The following is a 12,688-nucleotide window of genomic DNA, read 5'->3' as shown; positions in this document are numbered from 1 at the left end:
GAAAGCTGGCATAAGTTTTACTTTTTAGCTTTAGACCGTCAAAATCACGGGCATTAAAAAAACGTAACCAGAAACGCTTCGTCACATGCAGCAACCGACGATTATATCCGATAAAAGGACATTTCATGCTCGTAGCTATAGCACTATTGATTATCGGTTTAGCCTTACTGGTTTATGGAGCCGATCGTCTGGTGTTTAGCGCCGCTATTTTATGCCGATCGCTGGGTATCCCGCCGCTGATCATCGGGATGACCGTGGTAGGTATTGGTACTTCCCTCCCCGAACTGATTGTTTCGTTTTCAGCGGCAACGCACGGACAGATGGATATCGCCGTTGGCACAGCAATCGGCTCCAATATTACCAATATCCTGCTCATCCTCGGCGGTGGAGCACTGCTGCATCCGCTAACCGTTCATTCCAACCTGATACGCCGCGAGCTGCCGCTGATGCTGCTGGTGACTCTGCTGTGCGGCATCATACTCTTTGACAACCATCTCAGCCGGAATGACGGGCTGGGGCTGATTGCCATCGCCGCGTGCTGGCTACTGTGCACAATCAAGATCGCCCGCCGTGCAGAACGTGAGAATAATGACACCCTGACCCGCGAGCAGCTTGCCGAGCTACCGCGTGATGACGTCGGCAACACCGTCGCTTTCCTGTGGCTGGCCGTTGCGCTGCTCTTACTGCCGGTTTCAACCCGCATGGTGATTGATAATGCCACGGTGATTGCCGACTATTTCGGCATCAGTGAACTGGTTATTGCACTGACGATTATTTCAGTGGGCACCAGCCTGCCGGAGCTGGCCACGGTGATCGCCGGAGCGTTGAAAGGCGAAGATGATATCGCCATCGGTAACCTGATTGGGTCTAACATTTATAATATGGTGATTGTCCTGGGCATCCCGGCGCTGATTCATCCCGGCAGTTTTGATGCCAGCGCGTTTGCCCGAGACTACTGGGTCATGCTGGGCGTCAGCGCTCTGTTTACGTTGATCTGTTTGCAACGCAACCGCCGGATTGGTCGGGTTGCAGGCGCGTTGCTGCTGTGCGGATTTATCCTCTGGGTGGTCATGCTGTATGGTTTCCCCTCAGTGACTTTCTGGTAAAAGGACTAAAAAGCTATGGCGCATATCATTACCGATACTGATTTTGACTTTATAAAAGCCGGAAAAGAGGTTTTACAGATCGAACGCGAAGGACTGGAACAGCTCGATCAGTACATCAACGGCGATTTTAGCCAGGCCTGCGCGTTAATCTCTCGCTGCCTGGGTAAAGTGGTCGTCATGGGCATGGGTAAATCAGGCCATATTGGCAAAAAAATCGCCGCCACTCTTGCCAGCACCGGGACGCCTGCATTTTTTGTCCATCCGGGTGAAGCCAGCCATGGCGACCTTGGGATGGTCAGCCCCAACGATGTGGTTATCGCCATCTCTAATTCTGGAGAATCCTCCGAAATTTTGGCCCTGATACCGGTGCTGAAACGCCTGCACGTCTCCCTGATTTGCATGACCAGCCGCCCTGACAGCGCAATGGGGCGTGCCGCCGATATTCATCTGTGTGTTAAAGTGCCGCAGGAAGCCTGCCCGCTGGGCCTCGCGCCAACGACCAGCACCACGGCTACACTGGTAATGGGTGATGCCTTAGCGGTTGCTCTTCTTAAAGCACGCGGTTTTACCGCAGAAGATTTCGCACTGTCACATCCTGGCGGAGCGTTAGGGCGTAAGTTGCTGCTGCGGGTTGATGATATTATGCATTCTGGTAACGAGATGCCGCATATCCGCAGTGATGCTTCGCTGCGCGATGCACTACTGGAAATTACCCGCAAAAATATGGGCATGACGGTCATCTGTGACGATCTGATGAAAATCGAAGGTATCTTTACCGATGGTGACTTGCGTCGTGTGTTTGATATGGGCATCGACATACAGCACGCCAGCATAGCCAGCGTGATGACCCGTGGTGGCATTCGCGTCCGGCCCAATACATTAGCGGTAGATGCGTTGAATCTGATGCAGAACAAGAACATTACCTCCGTGATGGTGGCCGACGGCGACCATCTGTTGGGCGTGGTACATATGCACGACATGCTGCGTGCCGGCGTTGTTTGATAAGGAATAAAACGAGAATGAGTAATCCAGCAGCCACATTCGTTGACACCTGTTATGGCCCGGTAAGTCAGCAAGTCATGGCGCAGGCACAGCAAATTAAGCTGCTGATTTGCGATGTGGATGGGGTGATGTCTGATGGCGTGATCTATCAGGGTAACAACGGTGAAGAGCTGAAAGCATTTAACGTTCGAGACGGTTACGGCATCCGCTGCCTGCTGACTTCAGATGTGGAGGTGGCGATTATTACCGGGCGCAAAGCAAAACTGCTGGAAGATCGCTGTACCACGCTGGGAATTACCCATCTTTACCAGGGGCAGTCTGATAAGACTTTGGCCTTCCGCGAACTTCTGGATAAACTAGCGCTGAATGCCAGCCAGGTTGCCTACATTGGTGATGACCTGATTGACTGGCCGGTTATGGCCCAGGTTGGCCTGAGCGTGGCCGTCGCCGATGCGCATCCGGTTCTGCTGCCTAAAGCTGACTACGTGACCCATATTGCGGGGGGACGCGGAGCCGTTCGGGAACTTTGTGACCTGATCTTAATTTCTCAGGGTACGTTTGATAAGGCCATAGGGCAGTCTGTATGAGTAAAACAAGACGCTGGATTACACTTTTACTGACGCTGATTGCCATCATCTTGATTGGCTGGAATCTGGCGGATTCTGATAACGGTGACGGAGCAGTCAGCAACAATGATAGCGAACCCACCTATCTGAGCGATAATTCACATACCGTCGTTTATAACCCCGAGGGTGGCCTGAGCTACAGACTGATTTCAGACAAGGTGACTTACTTTTCAACAGACGCCGTCAGCTGGTTCGACAACCCGAAGATGACGACTTACGATGAAAACAAAGTGGCCACCTGGTCAGTAAGCGCCGATAAAGCCAAACTGACTAACGATCGTATGCTGTTTCTGTACGGTAATGTCGTCGTAAAAAGCCTGACGAAAGATGCGCAGTTGGAGAAAATTACAACCGACAATGCGCTGGTGAACCTGACAACTCAGGATGTCACTTCAAACGATCAAGTTACGCTATATGGCCGCAGCTTTAACTCCACGGGAATGAAGATGCGCGGAAATTTACGGAAGAAAACTGCCGAGTTGATTGAAAAGGTCAAAACATCTTATGAAATTCAAAATGAAAAACAACCTTAAGTTACTGACGGCATCTCTGCTTCTGGCTGCCAGCGTTCCGGCTTTGGCCTTGACCGGGGATTCTGACAAACCTGTCAATGTAGACTCGGAGAATCAGGCTCTGGATATGCAGGGGAACGTGGCTACGTTTACCGGTAAAGTGGTCGTCACCCAGGGATCGATCAAGATCACCGCCGATAAAGTGGTCGTGACTCGTCCCGGTGGCGACAGCAATAAAACTATCGTTGATGCCTATGGCAATCCCGCAACTTTCTATCAGATGCAGGACAATGGCAAACCGGTTCAGGGGCACGCACAGAAAATGCGCTATGAACTGGCGAAAGATTTTGTTGAGTTGACCGGTAATGCCTATCTGGAGCAGCTCGACAGTAATGTCAAAGGCGATCGCATTACTTATCTGGTCAAAGAGCAGAAAATGCAGGCTTATGGCAGCACCGGAAAACGCGTGACGACCGTTCTTGTACCGTCACAGCTGCAGGATAAAAGCACACCGTCTAACGGTCAGAAGAAGAGTAACTAACTAACATGGCAACGTTAATTGCGGAAAATCTGGCGAAGGCCTACAAAGGCCGCCGCGTGGTTGAAGACGTCAGTCTGGAAGTAAAATCCGGTGAGATTGTCGGACTACTGGGACCAAACGGGGCCGGCAAAACTACCACCTTTTACATGGTGGTGGGTATCGTTCCGCGCGATGCTGGCCGAATTGTGATTGATGATGAAGATATCAGTATCCTGCCCCTGCACGCGCGCGCGCGCCGGGGGATTGGTTATCTCCCTCAGGAAGCCTCCATTTTCCGCCGTCTGAGCGTTTACGATAATCTGATGGCGGTCCTGCAAATTCGTGAAGATCTGACCAGCGAGCAACGGGAAGATCGCGCCAACGAGCTGATGGCCGAGTTCCACATCGAACATCTACGCGACAGCCCCGGTCAGGCACTCTCCGGTGGCGAACGCCGCAGGGTGGAAATTGCCCGTGCCCTGGCTGCAAATCCCAAATTTATCCTGCTGGATGAACCTTTTGCCGGGGTTGACCCTATTTCCGTTATTGATATTAAAAAGATTATCGAGCATCTTCGTGATAGCGGACTTGGCGTGCTGATTACCGACCACAACGTTCGTGAAACGCTGGCGGTTTGTGAGCGCGCTTATATCGTCAGCCAGGGGCACCTTATCGCACACGGTACGCCAGAAGAAATCCTTGCCGACGAGCAGGTGAAACGCGTCTACCTGGGCGAAGAGTTCAGACTCTGATAAGGTGGCCATAAGGTTTGTTTTTAGGGAATTATTATCCTGAATATGAAGCAAGGTTTACAACTCAGGCTGAGCCAACAGCTTGCCATGACGCCACAGTTACAGCAGGCCATTCGACTGCTGCAACTCTCTACGCTTGAACTACAGCAGGAAATTCAGCTGGCGCTGGAAAGCAACCCGTTGCTCGAGCAGAGCGATGTTCACGAGGAAATCGACTCTCGCGAATATCAGGAAACCGAAGCGCTGGACACTCGAGAAGCGCTTGAACAGAAGGATATGCCTGAAGAGCTGCCGCTGGATGCCACCTGGGATGAAATTTACACCGCGGGTACCCCTTCCGGCACCGGCACTGACTACCACGACGACGAACTGCCGGTTTATCAGGGGGAAACCACCCAGTCACTTCAGGATTATCTGATGTGGCAGGTAGAGTTAACGCCTTTTACCGACTCCGATCGGGCGATCGCCACCTCAATCGTCGATGCCGTGGATGAAACCGGCTATCTAACCATCTCGCTGGACGACATCCTCGATAGTATGGGGAATGAAGATCTGAGCCTGGATGAGGTAGAAGCGGTGCTGAAGCGCGTGCAGCGATTCGATCCGGTGGGCGTGTGTGCTCGCGATCTGCGCGACTGCCTGCTGGTTCAGCTTTCTCAGTTCCCTGACGATCTTACCCTGTTGAAAGAAGCGCGGCTGATCGTCAGCGATCATCTCGATCTGTTAGCAAATCATGATTTCCGCAGCCTGATGCGTCTGACTAAGCTAAAAGAAGACGTTCTGAAGGGTGCCGTACAGCTGATTCAGTCACTCGACCCGCGTCCCGGACAGTCGATCAATACACAGGAACCTGAATATGTCATTCCTGACGTACTGGTACGCAAAGTCGGTGCGCGCTGGACGGTTGAACTGAACGCCGATAGCGTTCCGCGTTTAAAAATCAATCAGCACTATGCTGCACTGGGTGGTTCAACCCGCAACGACAGCGATTCACAATTTATTCGTAGTAATTTGCAGGAAGCAAAATGGCTGATTAAAAGCCTTGAGAGCCGTAACGACACGCTGCTAAAAGTGACCCGCTGTATTGTCGATCAACAGCAGGCATTTTTTGAACAGGGTGAGGAATATATGCGGCCGATGGTACTGGCAGACATAGCCAGCGCAGTCGATATGCATGAATCAACGATATCGCGCGTAACAACGCAGAAGTATCTGCACAGTCCGCGCGGTATATTTGAACTGAAGTACTTTTTCTCAAGCCACGTGAGTACTGAAGGCGGAGGTGAAGCCTCCTCTACCGCTATTCGTGCGTTGGTGAAAAAATTAATTTCGGCGGAAAATCCCGCCAAGCCGCTGAGCGATAGCAAGCTGACCTCTCTGCTTTCTGAGCAGGGGATTATGGTCGCGCGCCGTACTGTGGCAAAATATCGAGAGTCTTTATCCATCCCACCATCAAACCAGCGCAAACAGCTGGTCTGAAAGAACTGAGAAGGAAGACATCATGCAACTCAATATCACTGGTCTAAACGTTGAAATTACTGAAGCCATGCGCGAATTTGTGACAGTGAAATTCGGTAAACTGGAACAATATTTTGACCGGATTAACCAGGTCTATATTGTTTTGAAGGTGGAAAAAGTGACTCAAATTGCAGATGCGACGCTGCATGTGAACGGCGGGGAGTTGCATGCAACCGCAGAAGAAAAAGATATGTACGCGGCGATTGACGGCCTGGTAGATAAGCTGGCTCGCCAGTTAAATAAACACAAAGACAAGCTTAAACAACACTAAATTTCACCATGCGCTGATTGTCTCTGCGGCATCCCACATCGGGTTAAGCTAAAGTCAGCGGCGGCTCGTATCTTTATAAGAGTACGGGCCGCTAATCAATCAGGGGGCAACGACGGCCAGTAAAACGGCCTAAGTTTATCGCCATGCGGATGTGAACACGTAAGTGAAACTATGATGAACAACGATCTGAAACTGGAACTGGGCTCGGTCCTGAACCTGTCCTGCACCCGTAATGGTGTACATTGCCAGAGTAAAAAACGGGCGCTGGAAATTATCAGCGAACTGGCGGCCAAACAGCTAAACCTTCCGCATCAGACTATTTTCGAAGCAATTCTGACGCGTGAAAGAATGGGCAGTACGGGTATCGGTAACGGAATCGCTATTCCGCACGGTAAATTACTTGAAGATACGCTGCGTGCGGTTGGTGTATTTATCCACCTGGATCAGCCGATTGCCTTTGACGCCATTGATAATCAGCCAGTGGATCTGTTGTTCGCCCTGCTGGTCCCGGCAGACCAGTGTAAAACTCACCTGCATACGCTTTCGCTGGTAGCAAAACGTCTGGCAGATAAAACAGTTTGCCGGCGTCTGCGCGCGGCCCAGAGCGATGAAGAGCTGTACGAGATCATCACGGAAGATCACGATTAAGCCAGCCGTTGTATATTCACCACGACATCCGTGGTAACAGGTTAAATTGGGGGAAGAGTTAATGGTGCTGATGATCGTCAGCGGTCGTTCCGGTTCAGGTAAATCCGTGGCATTACGCGCACTGGAGGATATGGGCTTCTACTGCGTGGATAACCTTCCCGTGGTACTGCTTCCCGATCTTGCTAATTCGCTCTCTGAACGCAATATGTCTGCGGCGGTCAGTATTGACGTTCGTAATATGCCGGAATCCCCCGAAGTTTTCGAAACTGCGCTTAACAATCTGCCCGACTGCTTTTCGCCGCAGCTTCTGTTCCTGGATGCCGATCGCAACACGCTAATCCGTCGCTACAGCGACACCCGCCGCCTGCACCCCCTTTCCAGCAAAAATCTGTCACTGGAAAGCGCCATCGATGAAGAAAGCGACCTGCTGGAGCCGCTACGTTCCCGTGCCGACTTGATTATCGACACCTCGGAAATGTCAGTTCATGAGCTGGCCGAGATGCTGAGAACACGGCTGCTGGGCAAGCGCGAGCGCGAGCTGACGATGGTGTTTGAGTCATTCGGTTTTAAGCACGGCATTCCTATTGATGCTGATTATGTCTTCGATGTCCGCTTTTTACCGAACCCGCACTGGGACCCCAAACTGCGTCCGATGACCGGTCTCGATCGCCCGGTAGCGGCCTTCCTCGACCGCCATACTGAAGTGCATAATTTTATCTATCAGACGCGCAGCTATCTTGAACTCTGGCTGCCGATGCTGGAAACCAACAATCGCAGCTATCTGACCGTGGCTATTGGCTGTACCGGCGGAAAACATCGTTCGGTATATATCGCTGAGCAATTAGCCGACTACTTCCGTTCACGTGGTAAAAACGTGCAGTCCCGTCACCGTACGCTGGAAAAACGTAAATCATGACCGTTAAGCAAACTGTGGAAATCAGGAATAAGCTGGGCATGCACGCTCGCCCGGCAATGAAACTTTTTGAACTGGTACAGAGCTTTGACGCTGAAGTGTTGCTGAGAAACGAAAGCGGTACTGAGGCCGAAGCCAGCAGCGTTATTGCGCTACTGATGCTGGATTCCGCCAAGGGCGGTCATATTGAAATTGAAGCCAGCGGACCACAGGAAGCGGAAGCACTGGCTGCAGTTATTGAACTGTTCGATGCCGGATTCGACGAAGAATAATTGCCCGGGTAGCGATCATTTCCAGTTAATTAAGGTGATTTCTGGAAAGAAACGCTTCACCGCCCAACTGACGCATCTGTCGCATAATCCACTGCTGACGCTGGCGAACATAACCTGAAGGCGCAGCCGCCTTAAAGCGTATTGGGTTAGGCAGCACCGCTGCCAGCAGCGCGGCTTCGGACATCGTCAGACGGCTGGCAGGCTTGTTGAAATAACGCTGCGCCGCCTCTTCCACGCCAAACACACCGTCACCAAACTCAGCAATATTGAGGTAAACGGTCAGAATACGTCGTTTAGTCCACACCGTTTCAATGCCGACCGTCAATCCTGCTTCCAGTCCTTTTCTCACCCAACTACGTCCGTCCCAAAGAAACAGATTCTTTGCGGTTTGCTGAGACAACGTTGAAGCGCCTCGCATACGAGAGTTTTCGCCGTTGCTACCAAGTACAGACTGAATGGCGTCAACATCAAAACCCCAGTGCGTGGGGAATTTTTGATCCTCAGAAGCGATGACCGCCAGCGGCATCCATGGAGAAATCTCATCGTGCCCAACCCAGTCTGAATGGGCGACATAGCTAAAATTACCCTGTAACCAGGAGCCTAGCTGCCTTTCGATCATAACCGCAGAGAAAGGCACCGGAACAAAGGTGAAGAGCACAATACCGGTCAGCCAAAGACCTATAATCCCCATCAGCAGACGCAACATGGCCTTTTTCATCCATACCCACCCCGGGCGTCGGTTACGGCTCATTCTTCGACTCCATTACCATCATCTTCAGACAGAGCAAATTATTTTGGCCAGGTTCCTCTCATGAGCTGCTTACCCAGGAATCGGTTCCATGATGCGCCATAGTTTAATACATTTTAGGGGGCCGCTATTCAGAGCGAAAAAACATTTCCAAATTGATTTGCATTGCTTATAAATTTTACTGAGAACATTTCGAAATCACAAAACTCGAAATAGAAAACCATCGATAAATGAAACAATAGAACATCTTTTTTGTCGTGTTTTCGACTAAAGCGTGAGGTTTATCTTGCTGAACTGTGTCAGCATTCTTTCTCCGAATCACGCCCTGAAGTCTGTTTGTGTTAGCAGAAACCAAAACGTTTCGGAGAAATTCAGCGAAAACCACAAAAAATGCAGTACAAACAGGATATTAAACGCATAAAAAGTGCTGAAATAGCATTTCAACTGCGGGGTCACGACAATCCAATACGATGACCTAATCCGTCAAGACTTTCGATGAGTAAAATACAACAATCGTACAATAATCCATCATAAAAAAGGCAAAATGAATTACCTGCTTGACTGAGAAAGTAATTTGATGTCTTCTATTTACAAATATTGCTCAACATCACACATTTTAATGAATCTGGTAACATGTGATGTTAGATTTGCTAAGGTAGTGGCTGAGAGTTTTACCCAATACCCGGCCTGCGCTCCAGACGATTCTTATCAAAATAGCGTGGGTTTCCATTTTCCCTGGTGTTGGCGCAGTATTCGCGCACCCCGGCCTCGGTCGGGGTCATTTTTTTTCAGAGGCCTTAACCCATTCACGTAACACATTCACGTCGTTACGCCATTCCTGTTTGAGCTCGTCTATCCACTCCTGTACGTTGTCCCACCACGCAGGGAGTTCAGGACTTTGGATCTGTTTGGCAATCTGCTGCAAATGCACCAGCCCAACTGAACCTGCCGCACCTTTGATCTTATGCCCTTCTTCCGCAATCCCTTTCTGGTCCCGCGCCATCATGTTGGAATCCAGCACTTCCAGATAGCCCGGCATCATTTGCTCGAACATTTCCAGGCTTTGATGAATCAGCTTCGGCCCAACCAGTTCGATATACTGCTCCAGCATCACCACATCCAGCAGAGCCAGTTTTTTCTCATCCATATTGATCTCCTGCGCAGGCATCACCTGATCCTCGCTTTGGTAGTCCCAGTATTTCTTAATCATCGCCGTCAGTGCAGGCACCGCCAGGGGTTTACTCAGCACATCGTCCATGCCTGCATCCAGGTACTCTCGTTTGTCCTTCAGCACGTTGGCGGTTAACGCCACCAGCGGAGGCAACTGCTTACCGGCGTGACGCTGATGAATGCCACGTGCCACATCCAGTCCGGTCATATCCGGCAGTTGAATATCCAGCAGAACCAGATCGAACTCATCCGGATCGAACATATCCAGCGCTTCCTGCCCGGTCATCGCCACTTCGACGCTGTTGCCCAGTTTCTCCAGCACCGATTTTGCCACGACCACGTTGAGTTCAATGTCTTCCACCAATAGCACATGCAGCGCGGGCAGAGGAAGGTCGTCTTCAGGCTGTTCATCCTCAACCTCTTCCGCCACACGGGGAGCATTCAGCGTCAGCGTAAAGCAGGAACCCTGCCCCTGTGCGCTGCGAACGCTGATATCGCCGCCCATGGCCTGCGCCAGACGGCGAGACACCGCCAGTCCAATACCCGTGCCGGTTGCCGGTTTCCCACCGCGCTGGTCTTTAACCTGATAGTACATGGCAAAGATTTTATCCTGTTCATCCTGCGGGATGCCCATTCCGGAATCTTCTACCTCAAAATAGAGACAGTCTTCGTCGCGGTAGCCTACCCGCACGACAATCTCGCCGCTCTGGGTGAACTTCACTGCGTTGCCAATAAGATTCCACAGGATCTGCCGCAGGCGCGTGCCGTCAGCAATAATTTTGTGCGGCAGCGGCAGCTCAGGCTGCAGGATAAACTTCAGTCCCTTAGGTTCAGCCAGCAGGCCGGACAGATTTTCCAGATCGGCAAGCAGGCCGGTGAAATCGAGCGGCTGATTATCCAACTGCACCTTGCGCCGCTCGATTTTGTCCATCTCAATCACATCGTTGAAGATATTGCCAAGGGTGATAGCGGAAACATGAATAGTTTTAAGGTACTTGAGCTGCTCCTGGTTCAGATGGGTATCCAGCAGAATACGGCTCAGCCCAACAATGCCATTAAGCGGCGTACGAAGCTCGTGGCTGATTGTAGAGATAAAGGTAGTCTTCTCCCTGCTGGCATTCTCTAACGCGTCCTGGTAACGCTTACGTTCCGTTATATCGCGTCCGAAGCCCATCAGGCCGCTGCGTTTACCCACGCGATCGTAATAAGGTACTTTGCGGATCTCGAAACAGGCTTTACGCCCGTCGGGGTACTGAAGCCACTGTTCATAGGTCAGAGAAACATTGTGGCGGAAAACTTTTTCGTCAGTTTCCAGCACCTTTAGCGCCGCATCGTCGTCATAGACGTCATTAGGCGTTAACCCGATAAGCTGCTTTTCACTTTTGCCCGTCAGCAGTTCCATGGCCCGGTTACAGCCGGAGAACTGCTGATCGGCGTTACGGTAGAAGACCAGATCCGGCGAAGCATCCAGAAACGAGCGCAGAAAAGTTGATTGCTGCTCCAGTTCGATTTGTGCCTGCTCGCGCCGTGCCATTTCCTCTTTCAGCCTGGTCATCACCTGCAGGCGAGCTTCTTCCGCCTTGATACGATCGGCAATTTCCTGATTGAGCTGCGTGATGTTTTCCTGCATTTGCTGATTCAGCTCAAGGTCGCGATTGCGCATCTCTTCAAGCTTATCGACCAGCCGTGCCAGTCTTTGGCGTGATTCTTCAAGCTGTTCAACCACAACCGAAAGGAAATACACCGCCCAGGGCGTAATCAACAGGCCGAAAAACACCGAGCGCACCACGTCGATACTTTCCACATGCCCGCGCAGCACCATGGTCACGGCCATTTGCACGATCATTGCCAAAACCACCAGGGCGGAGGCCAGCAGCAAAGAGAAGCGCACCAGTCCCAGCTTGACCATCAAATCAACGTAGTACTGGGCTAATAATCGAATTTGTTTCATGTAGGGTCCTTTCCGGTCTGAATCACTCAATCATACCGGATTCGGATAAAAGTCCCACAGGTTAACGCGAGGAGAAAAATGCACAAAAATAGTGCAATACACAATAACAATCAGGACATTTGCACAGTTATAGCTCATTAAATGTTAACCAAAACATATATTGCACAATAATAGTTCACGTCTTTTTTATTAATGAAACTATTGCACAATATTAGTGCAGAACACTCTATCTCCTGAAAGGTGTTATTACGGAATTATCGTCGCCTGATGAAGTCTGAATTCTCCCTGCGAGATCCGCTCTATCGCCTTTACTGGCGCGGCCCCCGGAAGATTTTTTAATTATTTTACCTTCAGAGCAAAAAGTTGCCGTCGTATATATTGACTAAATTTTATAACTGCATAATCTATAAGGCCGCTCAAAATCCAGAGCAACCCGCTTCACCGATATAATTCATAGTGATGATGCAGATCGCTCACCACTCCTTGGTTACATCAAAACGAATAATAATTCATAAAATACGATGTTTTAGTCATACATCTGGTGATTAATTTTGCTAATCCCTCCCCCTGTTTAATTCAAATATCCCCACTGATTAAAAACAGTGCGTTGATGTGGGCATCACTCCTTATTCAGCATATTATGTCGTAATCGGACGACATTCCAGCATGGTGCAGCAAT

The 12,688-nt window shown here is 50.5% G+C and carries 13 protein-coding genes; 11 read left to right on the top strand and 2 right to left on the bottom strand.

The annotated features are described in order from the left end of the window. The first annotated feature begins 125 nt into the window (after positions 1 to 125). The 11 genes from AC07U6_RS13695 (at position 126) to npr (ending at position 8,140) form a co-directional block, all read left to right on the top strand. Positions 126 to 1,106 (top strand): calcium/sodium antiporter, encoded by a 981-nt coding sequence (locus AC07U6_RS13695; protein ID WP_494761373.1) that lies wholly within the window; start codon positions 126 to 128, stop codon positions 1,104 to 1,106. Between the two features lie 15 nt (positions 1,107 to 1,121). Further along, entirely contained in the window at positions 1,122 to 2,108 is a 987-nt protein-coding gene (gene kdsD / locus AC07U6_RS13690; RefSeq protein ID WP_494761372.1) for an arabinose-5-phosphate isomerase KdsD, read from the top strand. Positions 2,109 to 2,125: 17 nt separating this feature from the next. Beyond that, a complete protein-coding gene (kdsC, locus tag AC07U6_RS13685) occupies positions 2,126 to 2,695 on the top strand; it encodes a 3-deoxy-manno-octulosonate-8-phosphatase KdsC (RefSeq protein ID WP_494761371.1) in 570 nt (189 codons plus the stop codon). Beyond that, the gene (lptC, locus tag AC07U6_RS13680) at positions 2,692 to 3,267 is read left to right on the top strand and encodes an LPS export ABC transporter periplasmic protein LptC (RefSeq protein WP_105592922.1); all 576 of its coding nucleotides are present in this window, start codon (positions 2,692 to 2,694) and stop codon (positions 3,265 to 3,267) included. The genes kdsC and lptC overlap by 4 nt, the downstream gene beginning before the upstream one ends. Continuing rightward, entirely contained in the window at positions 3,239 to 3,787 is a 549-nt protein-coding gene (gene lptA / locus AC07U6_RS13675; RefSeq protein ID WP_494761370.1) for a lipopolysaccharide ABC transporter substrate-binding protein LptA, read from the top strand. The genes lptC and lptA overlap by 29 nt, the downstream gene beginning before the upstream one ends. Positions 3,788 to 3,792: 5 nt before the next feature. After that, a complete protein-coding gene (lptB, locus tag AC07U6_RS13670) occupies positions 3,793 to 4,518 on the top strand; it encodes an LPS export ABC transporter ATP-binding protein (protein ID WP_494761369.1) in 726 nt (241 codons plus the stop codon). 45 nt (positions 4,519 to 4,563) lie between these two features. Further along, the gene (rpoN, locus tag AC07U6_RS13665; RefSeq protein WP_494761368.1) at positions 4,564 to 5,997 is read left to right on the top strand and encodes an RNA polymerase factor sigma-54; all 1,434 of its coding nucleotides are present in this window, start codon (positions 4,564 to 4,566) and stop codon (positions 5,995 to 5,997) included. Between the two features lie 22 nt (positions 5,998 to 6,019). Next, complete coding sequence (hpf, locus tag AC07U6_RS13660; RefSeq protein WP_494761367.1) at positions 6,020 to 6,307, top strand: ribosome hibernation promoting factor; 288 nt, start codon at positions 6,020 to 6,022, stop codon at positions 6,305 to 6,307. A 171-nt stretch (positions 6,308 to 6,478) separates the two neighbouring features. Beyond that, entirely contained in the window at positions 6,479 to 6,955 is a 477-nt protein-coding gene (ptsN, locus tag AC07U6_RS13655) for a PTS IIA-like nitrogen regulatory protein PtsN (protein ID WP_105592917.1), read from the top strand. A 61-nt stretch (positions 6,956 to 7,016) separates the two neighbouring features. After that, entirely contained in the window at positions 7,017 to 7,871 is an 855-nt protein-coding gene (gene rapZ / locus AC07U6_RS13650; RefSeq protein WP_105592916.1) for an RNase adapter RapZ, read from the top strand. Next, positions 7,868 to 8,140, top strand: a complete 273-nt coding sequence (npr, locus tag AC07U6_RS13645; RefSeq protein WP_105592915.1) for a PTS phosphocarrier protein NPr — start codon at positions 7,868 to 7,870, stop codon at positions 8,138 to 8,140. The genes rapZ and npr overlap by 4 nt, the downstream gene beginning before the upstream one ends. Before the next feature lie 25 nt (positions 8,141 to 8,165). On the opposite strand, the gene mtgA is transcribed toward npr, so the two are convergent. Then, positions 8,166 to 8,858: a monofunctional biosynthetic peptidoglycan transglycosylase gene (gene mtgA / locus AC07U6_RS13640; protein ID WP_494764419.1), complete on the bottom strand. Its 693-nt coding sequence runs from the start codon at positions 8,856 to 8,858 to the stop codon at positions 8,166 to 8,168. Positions 8,859 to 9,666: 808 nt separating this feature from the next. Continuing rightward, complete coding sequence (arcB, locus tag AC07U6_RS13635; RefSeq protein WP_494761366.1) at positions 9,667 to 12,009, bottom strand: aerobic respiration two-component sensor histidine kinase ArcB; 2,343 nt, start codon at positions 12,007 to 12,009, stop codon at positions 9,667 to 9,669. Positions 12,010 to 12,688 lie beyond the last annotated feature (679 nt).

This window comes from Erwinia sp. GW821-FHT03D09 (assembly GCF_059420805.1).
Note: the sequence above shows the minus strand (reverse complement) of the source record. Positions and strands in the feature narration are given on the sequence as shown.

Excerpts from the sequence above, each read along its gene's own strand:
- lptC (WP_105592922.1), top strand. The coding sequence starts at position 2,692 with ATGAGTAAAACAAGACGCTGGATTACACTTTTACTGACGCTGATTGCC.
- AC07U6_RS13695 (WP_494761373.1), top strand. The coding sequence starts at position 126 with ATGCTCGTAGCTATAGCACTATTGATTATCGGTTTAGCCTTACTGGTT.
- hpf (WP_494761367.1), top strand. The coding sequence starts at position 6,020 with ATGCAACTCAATATCACTGGTCTAAACGTTGAAATTACTGAAGCCATG.
- lptA (WP_494761370.1), top strand. The coding sequence starts at position 3,239 with ATGAAATTCAAAATGAAAAACAACCTTAAGTTACTGACGGCATCTCTG.
- mtgA (WP_494764419.1), bottom strand. The coding sequence starts at position 8,858 with ATGAAAAAGGCCATGTTGCGTCTGCTGATGGGGATTATAGGTCTTTGG.
- ptsN (WP_105592917.1), top strand. The coding sequence starts at position 6,479 with ATGATGAACAACGATCTGAAACTGGAACTGGGCTCGGTCCTGAACCTG.
- npr (WP_105592915.1), top strand. The coding sequence starts at position 7,868 with ATGACCGTTAAGCAAACTGTGGAAATCAGGAATAAGCTGGGCATGCAC.
- kdsC (WP_494761371.1), top strand. The coding sequence starts at position 2,126 with ATGAGTAATCCAGCAGCCACATTCGTTGACACCTGTTATGGCCCGGTA.
- lptB (WP_494761369.1), top strand. The coding sequence starts at position 3,793 with ATGGCAACGTTAATTGCGGAAAATCTGGCGAAGGCCTACAAAGGCCGC.
- rapZ (WP_105592916.1), top strand. The coding sequence starts at position 7,017 with ATGGTGCTGATGATCGTCAGCGGTCGTTCCGGTTCAGGTAAATCCGTG.
- kdsD (WP_494761372.1), top strand. The coding sequence starts at position 1,122 with ATGGCGCATATCATTACCGATACTGATTTTGACTTTATAAAAGCCGGA.
- arcB (WP_494761366.1), bottom strand. The coding sequence starts at position 12,009 with ATGAAACAAATTCGATTATTAGCCCAGTACTACGTTGATTTGATGGTC.
- rpoN (WP_494761368.1), top strand. The coding sequence starts at position 4,564 with ATGAAGCAAGGTTTACAACTCAGGCTGAGCCAACAGCTTGCCATGACG.